The sequence below is a fragment of the Pseudomonas sp. B12(2026) genome, from assembly GCF_057767015.1.
Genome location: NZ_CM173430.1, coordinates 554,816 through 575,878, shown reverse-complemented (window position 1 = coordinate 575,878; position 21,063 = coordinate 554,816). Strand labels below are relative to the sequence as shown.

Sequence of the window (21,063 nt, the reverse complement as noted above, 5' to 3'; positions counted from 1 at the left end):
CCGCCGCCGCGCAACAGGCCCTGAGGAGCACTCATGAGCTACGTCATCGACCGGCGTCTGAACGGCAAGAACAAGAGCACGGTGAATCGCCAGCGCTTCCTGCGGCGTTACCGTGAGCACATCAAGAAGGCGGTGGAAGAGGCGGTCAGCCGCCGTTCCATCACCGACATGGAGCATGGTGAGCAGATCAGCATTCCCGGCCGCGATATCGACGAGCCGGTGCTGCACCATGGCCGCGGCGGCCGGCAGACGATCGTCCACCCCGGCAACAAGGAGTTCACCTCCGGCGAGCACATCCCGCGGCCCCAGGGCGGCGGCGGTGGGCGCGGCGGCGGCAAGGCGAGCAACCAGGGCGAGGGGATGGACGACTTCGTCTTCCAGATCACCCAGGAGGAGTTCCTCGACTTCATGTTCGAGGACCTGGAGCTGCCCAATCTGGTCAAGCGCCATCTCACCGGCAGCGACACCTTCAAGACCGTGCGCGCCGGCATCAGCAACGAAGGCAACCCCTCGCGCATCAACATCGTGCGCACCCTGCGCTCGGCCCACGCGCGGCGCATCGCCCTGTCCGGCTCGACCCGCGGCAAGCTGCGCGCGGCGCTGGCCGAACTGGACCGCCTGAAACGCGAGGAGCCGGACAACCTGGGCGACATCCAGGCGCTGGAGCTGGAAATCGCCAAGCTGCGCGCGCGCATCGACCGGATACCCTTCCTCGACACCTTCGACCTCAAGTACAACCTGCTGGTCAAGCAGCCCAACCCGACCTCCAAGGCCGTGATGTTCTGCCTGATGGACGTCTCCGGCTCGATGACCCAGGCCACCAAGGACATCGCCAAGCGCTTCTTCATCCTGCTCTACCTGTTCCTCAAGCGGAACTACGAGAAGATCGAGGTGGTGTTCATCCGCCACCACACCAGCGCCCGCGAGGTGGACGAGGAAGAGTTCTTCTACTCCCGCGAAACCGGCGGCACCATCGTCTCCAGCGCGCTCAAGCTGATGCAGGAAGTGATGGCCGAGCGCTACCCCACCAACGAGTGGAACATCTACGCCGCCCAGGCCTCGGATGGCGACAACTGGAACGACGACTCGCCGGTCTGCCGCGATATCCTGTTGAAACAGATCATGCCGTTCGTGCAGTACTACACCTACGTCGAGATCACCCCGCGCGAACACCAGGCGCTGTGGTTCGAGTACGAGAAGATCCGCGAAGCCTACGAAGACAGCTTCGCCCAGCAGCAGATCGTCTCCAGCTCGGACATCTACCCGGTATTCCGCGAGCTGTTCCAGAGGAGGCTCGTCGCATGAGCAAGCGTCAGCCGATCGCCACCGGCTCGGAGTGGACCTTCGAGCTGATCCGGCAGTACGACCGCGAAATCGGCCGGCTCGCCGAGCGCTATGCGCTGGATACCTACCCCAACCAGATCGAGGTGATCACCGCCGAGCAGATGATGGACGCCTACGCCTCCGTCGGCATGCCCATCGGCTACAACCACTGGTCCTATGGGAAGCACTTCCTCAGCACGGAAAAGAACTACAAGCGCGGCCAGATGGGCCTGGCCTACGAGATCGTGATCAACTCCGACCCGTGCATCGCCTACCTGATGGAGGAGAACACCCAGTGCATGCAGGCGCTGGTGATCGCCCACGCCTGCTACGGGCACAACAGCTTCTTCAAGGGCAACTACCTGTTCCGCACCTGGACCGACGCCAGCTCGATCATCGACTACCTGGTGTTCGCCAAGTCCTACATCAGCCAGTGCGAGGAACGCTACGGCATCGACGCCGTGGAAGACCTGCTGGACTCCTGCCACGCCCTGATGAACTACGGCGTGGACCGCTACAAGCGGCCCTACCCGATCTCCGCCGAGGAGGAGCGGCAGCGCCAGAAGGAACGCGAGGAGCAGATCCAGCGCCAGGTCAACGACCTCTGGCGGACCATTCCCAAGGCCGCCGGCAAGGACAAGGAACATTCCATGGCCCGCTACCCCAGCGAGCCGCAGGAGAACATCCTCTACTTCATCGAGAAGAACGCGCCGCTGCTGGAGCCCTGGCAGCGCGAAGTGGTGCGCATCGTGCGCAAGGTCGCGCAGTACTTCTACCCGCAGCGCCAGACTCAGGTGATGAACGAAGGCTGGGCGACCTTCTGGCACTACACCCTGGTCAACGACCTCTACGACGAGGGCCTGGTCAGCGACGGCTTCATGATGGAATTCCTCCAGTACCACACCAGCGTGGTCTACCAGCCCGGCTTCGACAGCCCCTACTACAGCGGCATCAACCCCTACGCCCTGGGCTTCGCCATGTACCGCGACATCCGCCGCATCTGCGAGGAACCCACCGAGGAAGACAAGCGCTGGTTCCCCGACATCGCCGGCAGCGACTGGCTGGCCACCCTGAAATTCGCCATGAAGAGCTTCAAGGACGAGAGCTTCGTCCTGCAGTTCCTCTCGCCCAAGGTGATCCGCGAGTTCAAGCTGTTCAGCATCCTCGACGACGACCAGAAGGACGACCTGCTGGTCGACGCCATCCACGACGACGACGGCTACCGCAAGATCCGCGAAACCCTGGCCGCGCAGTACAACCTCGGCAACCGCGAGCCGAACATCCAGATCTGGGACGTCGACCGCCGCGGCGACCGCTCGCTGACCCTGCGCCACCAGCAGCACGACCGCAAACCGCTGGGCGAGTCCACCGACGACGTGCTCAAGCACCTGCACCGCCTGTGGGGCTTCGACATCCACCTGGAGACCCTGCAGGGCGACAACCTGGTCAACACCTTCCACATGCCCCCAAAGGGTGAACGTGACAGCGAGGAGGGCTACCCGCGGCTCGACCTGATCATCCCACCCATTTGATCGGTTGACCGGTACGCCGGGCCGCTTCCAGCATGGCGAGACTCCCCCTGGAGATCGCCATGCGCCTGTTCGCCATCCTGCTGCTCTGCCTCGCCGTCGCCACCTGCACCAGCCCGCAGCCGAGGCCCCAGGTCATCCACCCGGCCGACACACGGCTGGCGGGCCTGCGCGACTTCCAGCTGATGCCGCCGGAAAACGCCGTCGACGCCCTGCCCTACCGCAACCGCTACCCGCTGATCAACGCCCGGCTGCGCCAGGGCCTGATCGAGCGCGGCTACCGGGAAAGCGCCACGCCGCAGCTCCGCGTCTACTACTGGCTGGCGCTGCAGGACGCCCCGCTGGAGTTCAAGGTCGACACCCCGCCGCCCAACCCGCTCGGCCCCTACCTCGCCATCCACCGCCTGCGCGACGAAACCGGCACCCTGCGCCTGCGGCTGACCGACACGCAGGGCCAGACGCTCTGGGAAGGCACCGTCAGCACCGGCCTGAGCCCGGCCCACGCCAGCGAGGCGCTGCTGCAGGACGCCATCGATGCCCTGCTGAAACAGCTCCCCGCCGCCGCACCATGACACCCCCGTAGAAGCGGACCTTGTCCGCGATAATCCCCGCTGTAGAGCCCATCGCGGACAAGGTCCGCTCCTGCGCAGGCTCCCACCGCACCTGTAGGGGCGAGCTTGCTCGCGAACCGCCACAGCGCCACGCTTGAACCTCCCCCGCCAAACCCCGAAGCTATCCCCAGAACAGGAGACAGCTTCATGCAGATCTACAAAGTGGGCGGCGCCGTGCGCGACCGCCTGCTCGGCCGGCCCTTCAGCGACACCGACTGGGTGGTGGTCGGCGCCACCGCCGACGAAATGCTCGCCCAGGGCTACCGCCCCGTCGGCGCCGACTTCCCGGTATTCCTCCACCCGAAGACCGGCGAGGAATACGCCCTGGCGCGCACCGAACGGAAAAGCGGCCGCGGCTACGGCGGCTTCACCTTCCACGCCAGCCCCGACGTCAGCCTCGAAGAAGACCTGATCCGCCGCGACCTGACCATCAACGCCATGGCCGAGGACGAACAGGGCAAGGTGTTCGACCCCTACGGCGGCCGGCAGGACCTCGACGCCCGGCTGCTGCGCCACGTCTCCCCCGCCTTCGCCGAAGACCCGCTGCGCGTGCTGCGCGTCGCCCGCTTCGCCGCCCGCTACGCGCCGCTGGGCTTTGCCGTGGCGCCGGAAACCCTGGCGCTGATGCGCGAGCTGTCCGAATCCGGCGAACTGGAAGCGCTGACCGCCGAACGCAGCTGGAAGGAAATCTCCCGCGCCCTGATGGAGCCGCGCCCGGACGTGTTCATCCAGGTCCTGCGCGACTGCGGCGCCCTGGCCGTGCTGATGCCGGAAGTCGACGCGCTGTTCGGCGTGCCGCAACCGCCCGCGCACCATCCGGAAGTGGATACCGGCGAGCACGTGCTGGCCGTGCTGCGCCAGTGCGCCGGACACGACCAGCCGCTGAGCGTGCGCTGGGCCTGCCTGGTGCACGACGTGGGCAAGGGCAGGACGCGCCGGGAGGAATGGCCGAAACACCACGCCCACGAGCACCTCGGCCTGCCGCTGATCGACGCGATCAACGCGCGCTTCAAGGTCCCGCGCGAATGCCAGGAACTGGCGCGGCTGGTCGGCGAGTACCACACCCACTGCCACCGCGCGCTGGAGCTGCGGCCAAGCACCCTCCTGGAGCTGCTGCAGGCCTTCGACGTCTACCGCCGGCCGCAGCGCTTCGAGGAGTTTATCGCCGCCAGCGAAATGGACGCCCGCGGCCGCCTCGGGCTGGAGGATCGCATCTACCCGCAGGCGGACTACCTGCGCGGCGCGGTGCAGGCCGCCCGCGCGGTCGCCGTGCAGCCGCTGCTGGAAAAGGGATACAAGGGCGCCGAACTGGGCGAAGCGCTCAAGCGCGAGCGCCTGACGGCCCTGAAGGCCTACAAGGAAAGTCACACAGGCTGAGGGACAGGCTCTCGTGGGAGCGGACCTTGTCCGCGATGAGCCCCATGCCGCGCGGATCGCGGACGAAGTCCGCTCCTACGGTTCGGTGCCCCGGGAGGGCACCGATATCAGCTCAAGCCGCCGGATGCGCCTCGAGCAACGCCACCGGCGTCAGCTCCACACCGCGCCACTGGAAGGGCACCGGCCAGAGCTTCTGCCCGATCCGCGCATCCGCCCACAGTTCGGCGAACGAGCGCCGGGCACCCGGGTGCTTCAGCTGCGGCGCCAGCAGCGACAGGGGCCAGAGCACGAAAGCGTTCTTCAGCACCTCGGCACGCGGCAGCGTCAGGCCGTCGAACTCACCGTGCAGGTCGCCGTAGAGCAGCACGTCGATATCCAGCGGCAGCCCCTTGCGCTCCGGCGCATAGCGGCCGTTGTCCGCCTCGATGTGCTTCAGCCGCAGGCTCAGCTCCGCCAGCGGCAGCGAGGTGCGCGCGACGATGACGAAGTTGTAGAAGGGACCGCTGCGAATGCCCACCGGCTCGCTCTCGAACACCGGCGAGCAATGGATATCCTCGAGGAAGCCGTCCAGCGCCTCGAGCCCGGCGAGCAGATGGCGCTCGCGCTCGAAATTGCTCCCCAGGCCCAGGTAGACCGTTGTCAGCGACATCCGCGTTCGATCTCCACACCCACGCCGACGGCCGCTGCGACGGCGCCCGGCTTGGTGACTTTCAGGCGCAGCCACGGGATGCCGAACTCCGCCATCAGCAATTCAGCGAGGCGTTCGGCGAAGGTTTCCACCAACTGGAAATGCGCGGCGCGGGCGAAAGCGATGACCCGCTCGGAGAGCACGGCGTAGTCCAGGGCCTTGGCGATGTCGTCGTCGGCCGCCGCCGGGCGGTTGTCCCAGCCCAGCGTCAGGTCCAGGCGCAGGCACTGCCGGATACCCCGCTCCCAGTCGTAGACGCCGATCACGGTGTCCACTTCCAGCCCCTCGATGAAAACTCTGTCCACTGACTGCATGCTCCAAGGCGACACGACAATCGGCCGGCACCCCGTTAGAATCGGAAACGACCTCGTCTCCGGTGGAAACCATGTTCTGGTTCTTGGCGTTCCTCGCCTACCTGCTCGGATCACTGTCCTTCGCGGTACTCCTCAGTCGCCTGTTCGGCACCGCCGACCCACGCGACAGCGGCTCGGGCAACCCCGGCGCCACCAACATGCTGCGCCTGGCCGGCAGGAAACTCGCGATCCTCACCCTGCTCGGCGATCTCGCCAAGGGGCTGATCCCGGTCCTCGCCGCCCGCCTGATCGGCCTGTCCGACGTGCAGCAGGCCTGGGTCGGACTGGCGGCGGTGATCGGCCACCTCTACCCGCTGTACTTCAACTTCCGCGGCGGCAAGGGCGTCGCCACCGCCGCCGGCATGCTGCTGGCGCTCTACCCGCCCGCCGCGCTGCTCGCCGTCGCGGCCTGGCTGGTCACCTTCAAGCTGTCGCGCACCAGCTCGCTCGCCGCCCTGGTCGCCACGCCGCTGACCCTGCCGCTGCTGGCCTGGCAGGAGCCTTCCGCGCTGCTGCCGATGACCGTGCTCACCGGCCTGATCGTCTGGCGCCACCGCAGCAACCTGCGCGATCTCATCGCCGGACGCGAACGTCACTTCTAGGGCCGCGAGCTTCCCGGCCCGCGCACCGCGCTGCAAGCGAAAAAACGGCCCATGCCGCTCGGAGCATGCGCCGCGTCGTTTGCAGCTTCATTATCAGACCGCCGGCAGCGATTCCATTGGCCAACGCGCCTGCACGCCAATCGACGGGCCATCCTGCTGCCCCGCCAGCAACCGTTGGCAGCCAGCATAGGCGATCATCGCGCCGTTATCGGTGCAGAAGCGCGGGCGGGCGTAGAACACCTGGCCCTTCATCTCGCCGAGCATCTTTTCCAGATGCTGGCGCAGCGCCTGGTTGGCGCTCACGCCGCCGGCGATCACCAGGCTCTTCAGGTGCGTCTGCTTGAGCGCGCGGCGGCACTTGATGGTCAGGGTTTCCACCACGGCGGTCTGGAACGCCAGGGCGACGTCGCAGCGGGTCTGCTCGCTGTCGTCACCTTCGGCGACGCAACGCTGCCAGGTGTTCAGGGCGAAGGTCTTGAGGCCGCTGAAGCTGAAATCCAGGCCGGGACGGTCGGTCATCGGCCGCGGGAAGACGAAGCGGCCGGCGCTGCCGCGCTCGGCCAGGCGAGCGATCTCCGGACCACCGGGATAGCCCAGGCCGAGCAGCTTGGCGGTCTTGTCGAAGGCTTCGCCGGCGGCGTCGTCCACCGACTCGCCGAGCAGTTGGTAACGACCGATGCCATCGACCCGGACCAGCTGGGTATGGCCACCGGAAACCAACAAGGCGACGAACGGAAACTTCGGCGGCTGCTCTTCCAGCATCGGCGCCAGCAGATGGCCTTCCATGTGGTGCACGCCGACGGCCGGCACACCCCAGGCGAACGCCATGGCCTGGGCGCAGGAAGCGCCGACCAGCAGCGCGCCCACCAGGCCGGGACCCGCGGTGTAGGCGATGGCGTCGATGTCTTCGGCGGTGCAGCCGGACTCGTCCAGCACCTGGCGGATCAGCGGCAGCATGCGCTTGACGTGGTCGCGGGAGGCCAGCTCGGGGACCACGCCGCCGTACACGCGGTGCAGGTCGATCTGACTGAACAGCGCGTCGGCCAGCAGGCCCTTTTCGCTGTCGTAAAGTGCGACGCCGGTTTCGTCGCAGGAGGTTTCCAACCCCAGCACTCGCATGGGTTTGAGCCTTTACTCTGGGCAAATTTGAAGGCGCGCATCATAATCGGCGGCTTGGCTTCGGACCAGCGCTTTTCGATCGGAGGCTTTGCATTCCTCCGCTCGAACGTTTAATATCCGCAACCCTTGAAAACCGCCGACTCCCGAACCAACTGTCAGGAGCGCGATAAACCCCCGGTAATCATTGAAGGTACGACCTGGATGCCCGCCGTCAAAGTTAAAGAGAACGAACCCTTCGACGTAGCCCTGCGTCGTTTCAAGCGCTCCTGCGAAAAAGCAGGCGTACTGGCCGAAGTCCGTAGCCGCGAGTTCTACGAAAAGCCGACCGCCGAGCGCAAGCGCAAGGCCGCTGCCGCTGTCAAGCGTCACGCCAAGAAAGTGCAGCGCGAGCAGCGCCGCCGCGAGCGCCTGTACTGAGTTACAGCGCCACGCCGCACGCTTTCCGCATCGCCCGGCCCACTCGCCGGGCGAGTGCCTGACAAGGCACGACCACTCCGATTCGCAGTCGCGAACTTCGGAGTTTTTGCTTTTCAAGCCCCATGCTTAGATTCAAGCCTCGCCCACGGTTTCGCCGCCGGGCGCTATGCTTGGGTCCACCTTGCGTCCCGATGAGTCTATGGCCGGCCTGATTCCACAATCCTTCATCGATGACCTGCTCAACCGCACCGATATCCTCGATGTGGTGAGTTCGCGCATCCAGCTGAAGAAGACCGGCAAGAACTACAGCGCCTGCTGCCCGTTCCACAAGGAGAAGACCCCCTCCTTCACCGTCAGCCCGGACAAGCAGTTCTACTACTGCTTCGGCTGCGGCGCCGGCGGCAACGCGCTCGGTTTCATCATGGACCACGACCAGCTGGACTTCCCCCAGGCGGTCGAGGAGCTGGCCAAGCGCGCCGGCATGGACGTGCCCCGCGAGGACGGCCGGCGCGGCGGCAAGCCGCGGCAACCGACCGACTCGCCGCTCTACCCGCTGCTCAGCGCCGCCGCCGAGTTCTACCGCCAGGCGCTCAAGAGCCACCCGGCGCGCAAGGCCGCCGTGGTGTACCTCAAGGGCCGCGGCCTGACCGGCGAGATCGCCCGCGACTTCGGCCTGGGCTTCGCTCCGCCGGGCTGGGACAACCTGCTGAAGAACCTGGGCGGCGACAACCTGCAGCTCAAGGCCATGCTCGACGCCGGCCTGCTGGTGGAAAACCCCGACAGCGGCAAGCGCTACGACCGCTTCCGCGACCGGGTGATCTTCCCCATCCGCGACAGCCGCGGGCGGGTGATCGCCTTCGGCGGCCGGGTGCTGGGCGACGACAAGCCGAAATACCTGAACTCGCCGGAAACCCCGGTCTTCCACAAGGGCCAGGAGCTCTACGGCCTGTTCGAGGCGCGGAAGAACAACCGCGACCTCGACGAGATCATGGTCGTCGAAGGCTACATGGACGTCATCGCCCTCGCGCAGCAGGGCATCCGCAACGCGGTGGCGACCCTGGGCACGGCCACCAGCGAGGAGCACATCAAGCGCCTGTTCCGCATCGTGCCGAACATCCTGTTCTGCTTCGACGGCGACCAGGCCGGCCGCAACGCCGCTTGGCGCGCGCTGGAATCGGCGCTGCCGAACCTGCAGGACGGGCGCAAGGTGCGCTTCCTGTTTCTCCCCGAAGGCGAAGACCCGGACAGCCTGGTGCGCGCCGAAGGCCCGGACGCGTTCCGCGCCCGTCTCGCCCACCAGGCCCAGCCGCTGGCCGACTACTTCTTCCAGCAACTGACCCAGGAGGCCGACCCCAGCACGCTGGAAGGCAAGGCGCACCTGGCGACCCTGGCCGGGCCGCTGCTGGAGAAGATTCCCGGCAACACCCTGCGCCTGCTGATGCGCCAGCGCCTGGGCGAGATCACCGGTCTTTCCGGCGATGCGCTGAACCAGATCAGCGCGCCGCGCGCCGGCCACTCCGCCGCCGCGCCGTCGCACGCCCCGGAGCAGCACGCCCACGAATACGCCGACTACGACATGGGCCAGTTCGCCGACCACGGCGAGAGCCACTATCCGGATGCATCGAGCTACTTCGAAGCGCCGGCGGAGTTTTCCGGCGCAAACGCCGGCGGCAAACCGGGCAAGAAGCAGTGGAAAGGCGAGCGCAAGTGGGATGGCAAAGGACGGAAAGGCGACTTCGTGCCGCGCCAGCCGCGCACCGAGATCAGCGTCGAATCACCGACCCTGACCGCCCTGCGGACCCTGCTGCACCATCCGCAACTGGCGCAGAAGGTCGAGGATGCCAGCCATTTCGCCAACGAAGGCCAGACTTACTCGCAACTACTGGCGGCACTGGTCGAGGCGCTGCAGAAGAACCCCAGCCAGCGCTCGATGCAACTGATCGCGCGCTGGCACGGAACCCCGCAAGGACGCCTGCTGCAGGCCCTCGCGGAAAAGGAATGGCTGATCGGCCAGGACAATCTTGAAAAGCAGTTCTTCGACACCATTACTACACTTGCTCACAGCCAACTGCGTACGAGCCGTGAGGCGCGCCTGCGCAGCGTGATGCAGAAGAGCCCCAGTGAACTGACTGACGAAGAGAAGGCGTTATTGCGGGAGCACTTCAGCACCCCCTCTTCAGCAGGCCCCCAGAGCTGAACTGGCGCCTGAAGCCTCGAATCTGGTATAATCCTCGGCTTAATTTCAGCCCGCCAAGACCTTCAGTGGATAGGGTGTTATGTCCGGAAAAGCGCAACAGCAATCTCGTCTCAAAGAGTTGATCACCCGTGGTCGTGAGCAGGGCTACCTGACTTACGCGGAGGTCAACGACCACCTGCCGGAGGATATCTCCGATCCGGAACAGGTAGAAGACATCATCCGCATGATCAACGACATGGGGATCAACGTATTCGAGACAGCCCCGGATGCGGATGCCCTGTTGCTGGCGGAAACCGATACCGACGAAGCCGCCGCCGAAGAGGCCGCCGCCGCCCTGGCCGCAGTGGAGAGCGATGTCGGCCGCACCACCGACCCGGTGCGCATGTACATGCGCGAAATGGGTACCGTGGAACTGCTGACCCGCGAAGGCGAGATCGAAATCGCCAAGCGCATCGAGGAAGGCATCCGCGAGGTCATGAGCGCCATCGCCCAGTTCCCCGGCGCGGTGGACGGCATCCTGGCGGAATACGGCCGCGTGGTCGCCGAAGGCGGCCGCCTGTCCGACATCCTGAGCGGCTACATCGACCCCGATGACGGCAGCCTGCCGGCCGAGGAAGTCGAGCCCGTCGGCCTGAAGGACGACAGCGCCGAATCCAAGGAAAAGGATGACGAGGACGAAGAAGCCGACGGCGAAAGCTCCGACGACGACGAAGGCGATGGCGGTCCGGACCCGGAAGAAGCCGCCCGTCGTTTCGGCTCCGTCTCCGACCAGCTGGACAAGACCAAGAAGGCCCTGAAGAAACACGGCCGCGGCAGCAAGCAGGCCAACGAGGAAATGCTCGCCCTGGCCGAGCTGTTCATGCCGATCAAGCTGGTGCCCAAGCAGTTCGACGCGCTGGTCGCCAAGGTCCGCGACTCGCTGGACCGCGTGCGCCAGCAGGAACGCGCCATCATGCAGCTGTGCGTGCGTGACGCGCGCATGCCGCGTGCCGACTTCCTGCGCCAGTTCCCGGGCAATGAAGTCGACGCCGGCTGGGTCGACAGCGTGCTCAAGGGCAAGCCCAAGTACGCCGAGGCCATCGAGCGCCTGAAGGCCGACATCCAGCGCAACCAGCAGAAGCTGGCCGACCTGGAAAGCGAAGTCCAGCTGAACGTCGCCGAGATCAAGGACGTCAACCGCGCCATGTCCATCGGCGAGGCGAAAGCCCGCCGCGCCAAGAAGGAAATGGTCGAGGCGAACCTGCGCCTGGTGATCTCCATCGCCAAGAAGTACACCAACCGCGGCCTGCAGTTCCTCGACCTGATCCAGGAAGGCAACATCGGCCTGATGAAGGCGGTGGACAAGTTCGAATACCGCCGCGGCTACAAGTTCTCGACCTACGCCACCTGGTGGATCCGCCAGGCGATCACCCGCTCGATCGCCGACCAGGCACGCACCATCCGTATCCCGGTGCACATGATCGAGACCATCAACAAGCTCAACCGCATCTCCCGCCAGATGCTGCAGGAGATGGGCCGCGAGCCGACTCCGGAAGAGCTGGGCGAACGCATGGACATGCCGGAAGACAAGATCCGCAAGGTCCTGAAGATCGCCAAGGAACCGATCTCCATGGAAACGCCGATCGGTGACGACGAAGATTCGCACCTGGGCGACTTCATCGAGGACTCCACCATGCAGTCGCCGATCGAAGTGGCGACCAGCGAGAGCCTCAAGGAAGCCACCCGCGAAGTCCTCGCCGGCCTCACCGCTCGCGAAGCCAAGGTCCTGCGCATGCGCTTCGGCATCGACATGAACACCGACCACACCCTCGAGGAAGTCGGCAAGCAGTTCGATGTGACTCGCGAGCGTATCCGCCAGATCGAAGCCAAGGCGCTGCGCAAGCTGCGCCACCCGTCGCGAAGCGAGCACCTGCGCTCCTTCCTCGACGAGTGACGAAGAACCCCCGGCCCGAGCCGGGGGTTTTTCTTTGGGGCCTTTCACTGGGCAAAGTGCCACGTCTACACTCTGGCGTAATCCCCCCCCAGGAATGAGGCTCTTCATGCCGCGTCTGCAGGCAGTTCTACTGTGGTGCCTGGCATTCTGGGCCGGGCAGGCGCTCGCCCTGGGCCTGTCGCCTGAAGAGCAGCGCTGGCTGCAGGAGCATCCGAGCCTGCGCCTGGGCGTCGACACCTCCTGGCCTCCCTTCGAATTCCGCGACAACGACGGCCACTACCAGGGGCTGGCCGCCAGCTACGCCAAGCTCATCGGCCAGCGCCTGAACGTCCAGCTGGAACCGGTACAGCCCGCCACCTGGAGCGAAGTCCTGCAGCAGGCCCGTGACGGGCGGATCGACCTCCTCCCCGGCCTCATGGCCACGCCGGAGCGCCTGTCATACCTCGCGTTCACCCGCCCCTACCTCGACTTCCCGATCGTCATCCTCGCGCGCAACGACGGGCCGTCGCCACGCAACCTCACCGACCTCTACGGCCTGAAGGTCGGCGTGGTCGAGCATTACGCGTCCCATGAGCTGCTGGCCGCCAACCATCCCGACCTCAGCCTGCTGCCATTGCCAAGCGTCGCCGCCGGCCTGCAGGCACTGGCCACGGGACAGGTCGACGCCTTCGTCGGCGACCTCGCTTCCAGCGTCTGGAGCCTGCGCCAGCTCCAGCTCGAAGGCGTGCAGATCAGCGGTGAGACGCCCTACCGCTACCAGCTGGCGATGGCGGTGCCGAAGGACCAGGCCATCCTCGCCGGCATCATCGACAAGGTGGTCGCCGAGCTCAAACCCGAAGACGTCGAGGCGCTGCGGGAGCCTTGGGTAGGCGGCCTGCTCGACAGGCGGCCGGTCTGGCGCGAAATGCTCGGCATCACCATCCCCGTCCTCCTGCTGATCAGCTTCACCGTGCTGGTGCTGATCACCATGAACCGCCGCCTGCGCGGCGAAGTGCAGCGGCGGGAGAAGCTCGAACAGGCCCTGCGCGACAGCGAGCAGCACTATCGCGGCCTGGTCGAGAGCCTGACGGCCATCGCCTGGGAAATGCGCCTGGCAGAAAACCGCTTCACCTACGTCTCCCCCCATGCCCAACGGCTGCTCGGCTACCCGCTCAAGGACTGGCTGGAGCCCGGCTTCTGGCAGCGCACCCTGCACCCGGACGACGCCGCCCAGGCCGTCGACTACTGCATGAGCGAGAGCCACGCAGGGCACAACCACAGCTTCGACTACCGCATGCTCGCCGCCGATGGCCGGGTGGTGTGGATCCGCGACATCGTCACCCTCATCCGCCACGGCGACGACCTGATCCTGCGCGGCCTGATGATCGACATCACCGAGGCCAAGCAGACCGAGCAGGCGCTGCGCCTGTCCGAGCAGAAATTCGCCTCGGTATTCCACCACTGCCCGGACATCATCGTCCTCGCCCGGCGCAGCGACGGCAGGCTGCTGGCGGTGAACAGCACCTTCGAACAACAGATCGGCATTCCCGCCAGCGAGGCGCAGGGCAAGACCTCCACCGAACTGGGCATCTGGGGCGAACCCGGCATGGGCCCGGCGATGCTTGCGCGCCTGCAGGGGCAGAATCTCGACAACATCGAAATCCCCCTCCGGCGCCGGGACGGCAGCCTCTTCACCGGCCTGCTGTCGGCCCAGCACATCGTCCTCGACGACATCCCCGCACTGGTGGTGGTGGTGCGCAACATCACCCAGGTCAAGCAGACCCAGGAGCAGTTGCGCGTCTCCGAGGAAAAATTCGCCAAAGCCTTCCACGCCTCGCCCGACGGCATGCTCATCACCCGCGTCAGCGACGGGCGGCTGGTGGAGATCAACCAGGGCTTCACCCGCATCACCGGCTACGGCCGCGACGCCGTGGCCCAGCGCTCCACCCTGAGCCTCGGGCTCTGGGCCAACCCCGCCGACCGCGAGCGGCTGCTCAAGGCCGTCGACCGGGAGTCCGGCGTGCAGGACTTCACCGTACAGATCCGCAACCACGACGGCAGCCTGCGCCTGTGCGAACTGTCCGCCCACCGCATCACCATCGACGGCGACGACTGCCTGCTGACCATCGCCCGCGACATCACCGAGCGCCAGCAGATGCAGGAAAAGCTGCAACTGGCCGCCACCGTGTTCGAGAGCACCGCCGAGGGCGTGATGATCACCGACGCCAGCCAGCGCATCGTCGCCGTCAACCGCGCCTTCAGCGAAATCACCGGCTACAGCGAACAGGAAGCACTCGGCCATTCGCCGCGCCTGCTCGCCTCCGGCCAGCACGACAGCAGCTTCTACATCGCGCTCTGGCACCAGCTCAACGCCGAAGGTCACTGGCAGGGCGAAATCTGGAACCGCCGCAAGAACCACGAGCTGTACCCCGAGTGGCTGACCATCAGCGCCGTGCGCAACGCCGACGGCGAGCTGTCGCACTACGTCGGCGTGTTCGCCGACATCTCCACCCTCAAGTACGCCCAGGCCAAGCTCGACTACCAGGCCCACCACGACCCGCTCACCGGCCTGCCCAACCGCCTGCTCTTCGAAAGCCGCCTGACCACCGCGCTCAGGGAAGCCCAGGAAGACAACCACCACGGCGCCGTGCTGTTCCTCGACCTCGACCGCTTCAAGCACATCAACGACAGCCTCGGCCACCCGGTCGGCGACCTGCTGCTGCAGTCCATCGCCCAGCGCCTGCGCGATCAGCTGCGCGACGTCGACACCGTGGCCCGCCAGGGCGGCGACGAATTCATCATCCTGCTGCCCGGCCTGCACCAGGCGGTGGATGCCGAACATGTCGCGAAAAAGCTGCTGCACTGCTTTGAAACGGCATTCATCGCCGGCGAACAGGAATTCTTCGTCAGCGCCAGCATCGGCATCTGCCTCTACCCCGGCGACGGCAACGACGTCGCCACCCTGGTGAAGAACGCCGACGCCGCGATGTACCGCGCCAAGGCCCAGGGCCGTAACCGCATCGAGTTCTACACCCGCGAACTCACCTTCCAGGCCACCGAACGCATGGCCCTGGAACACGAACTGCGCCGCGCCCTGGAAAGCGACCAGCTGCAGCTCTACTACCAGCCCAAGCTGGCGCTGGGCAGCGGCGAACTGGTCGGCGCCGAAGCGCTGATCCGCTGGAAACATCCGCAATTCGGCGCGATTTCCCCGGATCGCTTCATCCCGCTGGCCGAGGAAAACGGCCTGATCCTGCCGCTGGGCGACTGGGTCCTGCGCGAAGCCTGCCGGCAGATGAGCCGCTGGCAGGACAGCCACGCGGCCTTCGGCCCGCTCTCGGTCAACCTCGCCGGCGCGCAACTGCGCCAGACCCACCTGGTCGAGCGCATCCGCGACCTGCTCGCCCGCTACCACCTGCAGCCCTCGCGCCTGCAGCTGGAAATCACCGAGAGCTTCCTCATGCACCAGACCGAGGAAGCCCTGTCCATCCTGCACGGCCTGAAGAACCTCGGCGTGCAGCTGGCCATCGACGACTTCGGCACCGGCTACTCGTCCCTCAGCTACCTCAAGCAGCTGCCGTTGGACACCCTGAAGATCGACCGCTCCTTCGTCCACGGCCTGCCGGACGACCCGCACGACGCCGCCATCGCCCGCGCCATCATCGCCCTGGGCCGCAGCATGAACCTCACCGTGATCGCCGAAGGCGTGGAACACCAGGCCCAGGAGCATTTCCTCGAAGCCGAGGGCTGCGACCAGATCCAGGGCTACGCCCTCAGCCCACCGCTGCCGGCCGACGCTTTCGCCAACCGGTTCCTCACTCCGCTGAACCCGGTTGGCGCTACGGAAAACGCATCGGTATAATCCGCCGGCCTTCTGGGGGCCTATAGCTCAGTCGGTTAGAGCAGAGGACTCATAATCCTTTGGTCCACGGTTCGAGTCCGTGTGGGCCCACCACCCTTTCAGCAAAAAGCCGCGCGGATGCGCGGCTTTTGCGTTTCTGCGGGATTAGGTCCTGGCTGAAGCGAGCAACTCAGCACCGGCGTCCTTCTTCAGCAGCTCATAGATCACCGTCAGGAAGACTTCGCGCGTGGCTTCATCGCTGAGCAACTTCGTTGCCATGCTGGTGTTGCTGCTCATGGCTCCAGCGATAGCCTGGATGGCCTTGACCGGAAGGTCGGCCTTCATTGCCTGATTCAGGTCGTTGTTCTTCACCTGGGCCATTACCACGCTGTCCGAGCGCAGTGCCTCCGATACCTGAATGGCGAAGCTCACCTGATCGGTATCTGTAATCTCTTTCCCGAAAGCGTTGTTGAGCTTCTCGATCAGCTCCGCGAGATATTTCTTCTCGCGATCTCGCGCCTCACGCAAGCCGCTATCAGTGATGCCATACAGCCCGGGGGTTTCCGCCACAACCGCAATACCGCTCAGGTTATCGCCCTTCTTGAGCTTATAGTGGCTGAGCTTGAGGTCGCCCAGGTCGACCTGTTCGGGCGTGATGCCTTTCAGGCGCTTGCGCAGCAGACGGGCATAACAGGCGAAAGCCTCCAGATTCGGATCGCCGAACTCGATCAGCTGAGCGATGTACTCGTAGCTGCGTACGAACTTGGAAAGGTTCTCGCTGAAAATCATCAACTCGTCGCGCGCCTTGCAGTATTCCGAGCGCTGGGCGTCAGAGTATTCCATGTCCTTCTCGCGGCCCTCGTCGTGTGCCTTCTCCCAGGCCTTCTCCCATAGGTCGATGGCATCGTTGAGGGTTTTCAGCTTGCCGTTAAAGCGGTCGGTCGCAGGTTGGGTCAGCGCGTACAACTTCTGGTGGGTGACCTTCAGATCGACGATGGCATTGCCGAAGGCCTCAACTTCGGCCTGTTCGTAGATGAACATGCTGTCCAGACGCTGTTTGATGTCATAGACGATGTTCGGGTCCTGAATATCCGTCATCTTCGCATCGCGGTGGAAGGTCTTGAAGGCTGCCAGGATTTCCTTCGCTTCGTTGGCGAAGTCGATGACGAAGGTTTTGTCCTTGCCTGGGAAAGTGCGATTCAGGCGCGAGAGGGTCTGCACCGCCTCAACGCCTGAAATCTTCTTGTCCAGGTACATAGCCACCAGCTTGGGCTGGTCGAAACCGGTCTGGTACTTGTTGGCCACGATCATCACCCGGTAGTCCGGAGTATCGAAGACCTTGCGCATATCACGGCCATGCAGGCCAGGATTCAGGTTCGTTTCGCTGAACTGGTGATCGGCCGGCAGGCTGGCTTCCTCGACCTCCACGTTCGGCACCTCGCCGGAAAACGCCACCATGGCCCGCACGTTGTCGTAACCCTTGCGCTTGCAGAAGTCCTCCAGCGCCAACTGGTACTTAACGGCCGCCGCGCGCGAACTTGTTACCACCATGGCCTTGGCCTGGCCACCGAGCAGGTGCGCCACGTTCTTGCGGAAATGCTCGACGATCAGCTCGACCTTCTGCCCCACGTTCACCGGGTTGAGCGACAGCCACTTGGCCAGCTTGCGCCGTGCGCTCTTCTCGTCGACGCGCTTGTCGTCCGCCAGTTCGCTACCGATCTTGAAGGCCGCTTGGTAGCTCGTGTAGTTCAGCAACACGTCAAGAATGAAGCCCTCCTCGATGGCCTGCTGCATGGTGTAGAGGTGGAACGGTGCCGGCGGGTTTTCCAGGCTCACCGGCTGGGCTGGGTTACACGGGCGGCCGAACAGGCTCAGGGTCGAATGCTTGGGTGTAGCAGTAAAGGCGAAGTAGCTGGCATTGCCCGGTCGGCTACGGGAGTTCTGCCAAACCGACAACCGCTCCTCCTTCGACAGCTTCTCCCACTCCTCTTCGCTTTGCCCGGTCAGCACGTAGCGCAGGTCGTCCGCTGTGCTACCGCCAGTGGAACTGTGGGCCTCGTCGATGATGATGGCGAAGCGGCGGTCCCGCAGGCTCTGCTCGCTCAGGATGGCCTTCTGCGCATACGGGAAGGTCTGCAGGGTACAAACGATGATCGGCACGCCATCCAGCATGGCCTTGGCCAACTGCTGGCTCTTGGGCAGGTTCGACTGCTGCCGGTCGATGGCGCACACCACGCCGGCCTGATGCTCGATCTGCTTGATGGCGTCCTGCAGTTGCTGATCCAGCACCTGCCGATCGGTCACCACGATCACGCTATGGAAGTACGGCTCACCATTGGGCTGGCGCACACGAATCAGCGAATGAGCGGTCCAAGCGATGGTGTTGGTCTTGCCGGAGCCAGCGCTGTGCTGAATCAGATAGGGCTGTCCGACGCCTTCCTGACGCACCGCAGCCACCATCCGCGTCACCCCCTCCCACTGATGGAAGCGCGGGAAGATCAGGCCCTCCTTGAAGTAGGTCTTGCCGTTCACATCCTGGGCTTCCTTGCGCTCCTGCAGGACGAAGCGGTGGAAGATGTGCAACCAGTTGTCCTTCTGCAGCACGCGCTCCCAGAAGTAGCTCACCGGGTAGCTGCCGTTGTCGCCTGGCGGGTTGCCGGCGGCACCATCGTTGCCTCGGTTGAACGGCAGGAAGAAAGTCGAATCGCCGGCCAGTCTGGTGGTCATGCGGATATCGCTGTCGCTCATGGCAAAGTGCACCACAGCGCCACGCTTGAAGGTCAGCAGAGGCTCGGTACCGCCGCTCTTGCGTTCCGGCCGGCGGTCCATACGGTATTGCTGCATGGCGGCCTGCACCGATTGGGTGAAGTCCGTTTTCAGCTCAACGGTCGCCACCGGAATGCCATTGATGAAGAAACCCAGGTCGATTTCATCCGCCTTGTCGAGCGAGTAACGCAATTGTGGCACCACACGTAGGCGGTTGGCCGCATAACGCTTGATCACTGTCTCGTTGCGATCGTCCTCCGGCATCACCTGGCTCATGGCCAGGGTGCCGCCGCCACCTGCCACGGTAAAACCGTGGCGCAGCACATTCACCGTGCCACCCTCAGCCTTGTTCTCCAGTTGCTTGACCAGGCGATCCAACACCACCTGCGAGGTGCCCGCGCCATTCATCGTCCGCAGCTTGGCCATGGCCTGCGGCTGGCTCTCTTCCAGCCAACCGAGCACATCCTCGGGATATAGCGCCCGTGCCGCGTCGTAGTCAGCAGACTTGCCAACCACCCACCCGGCAGAGTCAAGCTGCTCGACGATATGGCGTTCCAGTTCGCATTCGTGGTGGATGTGGCTCATGGCGTTCCTTCTTGACTCATATCCAGGCCGACGACAATACGGCAACCTTGTCTAAATCTTGTCTAAACCTTGTCTTGCCTAGGGGCAGAAAGCACCCATCGACCTGTTTGCCGACTACCTTGTTTTTCAATGGTTTGGTCACGTTTAGACATGGCGTGCAGCAGGTTGCGGAACTTGTTCTGCTTCTGCTTCTCGTCTAAAGCATCTGAAAGCTTGTCTAAGACAAGCCCCTTCAAGTCATCGGGACTGGCAGAGCCAAACTTGCGCAGGTAGTCGAGAATCAGATCCTTGTAGTACGCATCATCAAAGGCCCGGTTGCGGATGTACTCGCCCTTGTTTCCGGTTACTTGGGCCACTTGCGCGGCCGGGTAATAGTTGGGCTTGCGTCCCTCGATCAGCCCCTGCTTGCGCAGGAAGGCAGCAGCCTCGTCGGTGATAGGCTGCTTCTTCTGCACGCGGTCGAGCAGCATGACCGTATTGAGCGGCAGATCCTGATGCTCCATCAGCAAGCGGGTGTAATTCTCATCGATCACGTGCCCGTAGATCTCCAGAACCACCTTGTTCGCCTCCGACTTGCTGTAGTCGGGGAGCGGGAAGAAGCGCTTGCGCTGCGAAAGGGTCATGGCGCGGATGCCATACCCCATGGTGTCGATCATCGCCAGGCTAACCATGGCCTGTGCCAGCCAGGGATTGCGGTAGCGGCTGGGCGTCTGCTCACCACTGAAATAGTCCTCCGGCTTGCCCTCGAAGAAGCCGCCGGCATTCTCGAAGACCAATCGATCGACGCGCTCGGTGATGAGTATGCGCGAACGCAACTCGTAGTCCTGGTGAGCGATGCAGTTGTGCAAGGCTTCCAGAATCACCCGGGTGTCGTACTTGTTCACCTCGGTGGCCAGCAACTGGTTCTGTGGGAACAGCTTCTGCGGAATATTGCGAATCCGCTGCAGCACCCCCGTGGTGGTCAGCAGAAACGGTGGACTGAAGTGTTCGTAAGCCTGTTCCTCCCCCACCAACTTCCAGGTGATCTGCGCCGTGGGAAGCAAATGTGTTGCCTCGCGCTTACCCAGCAGTAGCAAGGCAGTATGAGTAATGCGCCCCTGAATGGTGATCTTGGCCTTGTCGAGAAATGCCGGCACATCCCAAGCCGATATTTCGCTGGCGAAGCTGCCTTCACGGTACTTCTCTGCGAACTTCTGGCGGGCAATCTCGATGGCCATGGGTTCAAGGTCATTCAGGGTGGCGCCCTCGGCAATCTGGGCAGACCAGTCCCTAACTTCCAAGGGTTCGGCCAGAATCGCGGCCAGACGCTCCGGGCGCATTTCCACCAAAGCATCGTCCAGCCTTTGCCAGGCCTTATCGTGCGCATAGACCGGCAAACGCGACCGGTGCGCGGGGATATGCAACACCCAGACGGTCTTTTGAGTGTCGCTGGCAATCAATGGCTCGACCCGAAGGCCTTCGGAGTTCAAATTCGGGCAACGTCCGAGCAGGCGCTGGCGGATATTTTCCGGCGTGTAGTCATGAAAGTTCTGGATGCCAACGACTTTCAGCGAGTCATCTTCCACGCCGATCACCAGATGCCCACCGGCCATATTGGCAATGGCTGAAACATAGCTGGCGATGTCTTCGCCTTTTCGCCCGGAAACGGCATGTGTCAGGTTCTTGAATTCCTTCCATTCACAGGCGGAGTTTTCCCTGGGGTAATGCTCGCGCAGGTATCGCTGCAGGCTGGCTTCATCCACG

The 21,063-nt window shown here is 64.5% G+C and carries 14 protein-coding genes and 1 tRNA gene; 10 read left to right on the top strand and 5 right to left on the bottom strand.

Features of this window, described 5'->3' with window-relative positions:
* Nucleotides 1–33: 33 nt before the first annotated feature.
* The 4 genes from AC3B6A_RS02675 (at nt 34) to AC3B6A_RS02660 (ending at nt 4,840) form a co-directional block, all read left to right on the top strand.
* Complete coding sequence (locus AC3B6A_RS02675; RefSeq protein ID WP_488400808.1) at nt 34–1,305, top strand: YeaH/YhbH family protein; 1,272 nt, start codon at nt 34–36, stop codon at nt 1,303–1,305.
* Nucleotides 1,302–2,855: a SpoVR family protein gene (locus AC3B6A_RS02670; RefSeq protein ID WP_488400807.1), complete on the top strand. Its 1,554-nt coding sequence runs from the start codon at nt 1,302–1,304 to the stop codon at nt 2,853–2,855. The genes AC3B6A_RS02675 and AC3B6A_RS02670 overlap by 4 nt, the downstream gene beginning before the upstream one ends.
* A 59-nt stretch (nt 2,856–2,914) precedes the next feature.
* The gene (locus AC3B6A_RS02665; RefSeq protein ID WP_488403486.1) at nt 2,915–3,424 is read left to right on the top strand and encodes a DUF4136 domain-containing protein; all 510 of its coding nucleotides are present in this window, start codon (nt 2,915–2,917) and stop codon (nt 3,422–3,424) included.
* Nucleotides 3,425–3,610: 186 nt separating this feature from the next.
* On the top strand, nt 3,611–4,840 hold the full coding sequence (locus AC3B6A_RS02660) for a multifunctional CCA addition/repair protein (protein WP_488400806.1): 1,230 nt from the start codon (nt 3,611–3,613) through the stop codon (nt 4,838–4,840).
* 112 nt (nt 4,841–4,952) lie between these two features.
* On the opposite strand, the gene folK is transcribed toward AC3B6A_RS02660, so the two are convergent.
* Nucleotides 4,953–5,489, bottom strand: a complete 537-nt coding sequence (folK, locus tag AC3B6A_RS02655) for a 2-amino-4-hydroxy-6-hydroxymethyldihydropteridine diphosphokinase (protein WP_488400805.1) — start codon at nt 5,487–5,489, stop codon at nt 4,953–4,955.
* A complete protein-coding gene (gene folB, locus AC3B6A_RS02650) occupies nt 5,480–5,833 on the bottom strand; it encodes a dihydroneopterin aldolase (RefSeq protein ID WP_488400804.1) in 354 nt (117 codons plus the stop codon). Before folB ends, folK begins: the two co-directional genes overlap by 10 nt.
* An 80-nt stretch (nt 5,834–5,913) precedes the next feature.
* On the opposite strand from folB, the gene plsY reads away from it, so the two are divergent.
* Nucleotides 5,914–6,483, top strand: a complete 570-nt coding sequence (gene plsY, locus AC3B6A_RS02645; protein ID WP_488400803.1) for a glycerol-3-phosphate 1-O-acyltransferase PlsY — start codon at nt 5,914–5,916, stop codon at nt 6,481–6,483.
* Nucleotides 6,484–6,576: 93 nt separating this feature from the next.
* On the opposite strand, the gene tsaD is transcribed toward plsY, so the two are convergent.
* Complete coding sequence (gene tsaD, locus AC3B6A_RS02640) at nt 6,577–7,602, bottom strand: tRNA (adenosine(37)-N6)-threonylcarbamoyltransferase complex transferase subunit TsaD (RefSeq protein ID WP_488400802.1); 1,026 nt, start codon at nt 7,600–7,602, stop codon at nt 6,577–6,579.
* Nucleotides 7,603–7,803: 201 nt separating this feature from the next.
* On the opposite strand from tsaD, the gene rpsU reads away from it, so the two are divergent.
* From rpsU to AC3B6A_RS02615, 5 genes are all read left to right on the top strand, one after another.
* Nucleotides 7,804–8,019, top strand: a complete 216-nt coding sequence (gene rpsU, locus AC3B6A_RS02635; RefSeq protein WP_003085057.1) for a 30S ribosomal protein S21 — start codon at nt 7,804–7,806, stop codon at nt 8,017–8,019.
* A 199-nt stretch (nt 8,020–8,218) separates the two neighbouring features.
* Entirely contained in the window at nt 8,219–10,216 is a 1,998-nt protein-coding gene (dnaG, locus tag AC3B6A_RS02630; RefSeq protein WP_488400801.1) for a DNA primase, read from the top strand.
* A gap of 79 nt (nt 10,217–10,295) precedes the next feature.
* On the top strand, nt 10,296–12,149 hold the full coding sequence (gene rpoD, locus AC3B6A_RS02625; protein ID WP_488400800.1) for an RNA polymerase sigma factor RpoD: 1,854 nt from the start codon (nt 10,296–10,298) through the stop codon (nt 12,147–12,149).
* A 106-nt stretch (nt 12,150–12,255) separates the two neighbouring features.
* A complete protein-coding gene (locus AC3B6A_RS02620; RefSeq protein ID WP_488400799.1) occupies nt 12,256–15,990 on the top strand; it encodes a bifunctional diguanylate cyclase/phosphodiesterase in 3,735 nt (1,244 codons plus the stop codon).
* 16 nt (nt 15,991–16,006) lie between these two features.
* Nucleotides 16,007–16,083, top strand: a tRNA-Ile gene (locus AC3B6A_RS02615).
* A gap of 51 nt (nt 16,084–16,134) precedes the next feature.
* Here the strand turns inward: AC3B6A_RS02615 and AC3B6A_RS02610 are convergent.
* Both AC3B6A_RS02610 and AC3B6A_RS02605 read right to left on the bottom strand, forming a co-directional pair.
* Nucleotides 16,135–19,320, bottom strand: coding sequence for a type I restriction endonuclease subunit R (locus AC3B6A_RS02610; RefSeq protein ID WP_488400798.1), 3,186 nt, complete (start codon nt 19,318–19,320; stop codon nt 16,135–16,137).
* 62 nt (nt 19,321–19,382) lie between these two features.
* Entirely contained in the window at nt 19,383–21,062 is a 1,680-nt protein-coding gene (locus AC3B6A_RS02605; RefSeq protein WP_488400797.1) for an RNA/DNA-binding domain-containing protein, read from the bottom strand.
* Nucleotide 21,063: the final 1 nt, after the last annotated feature.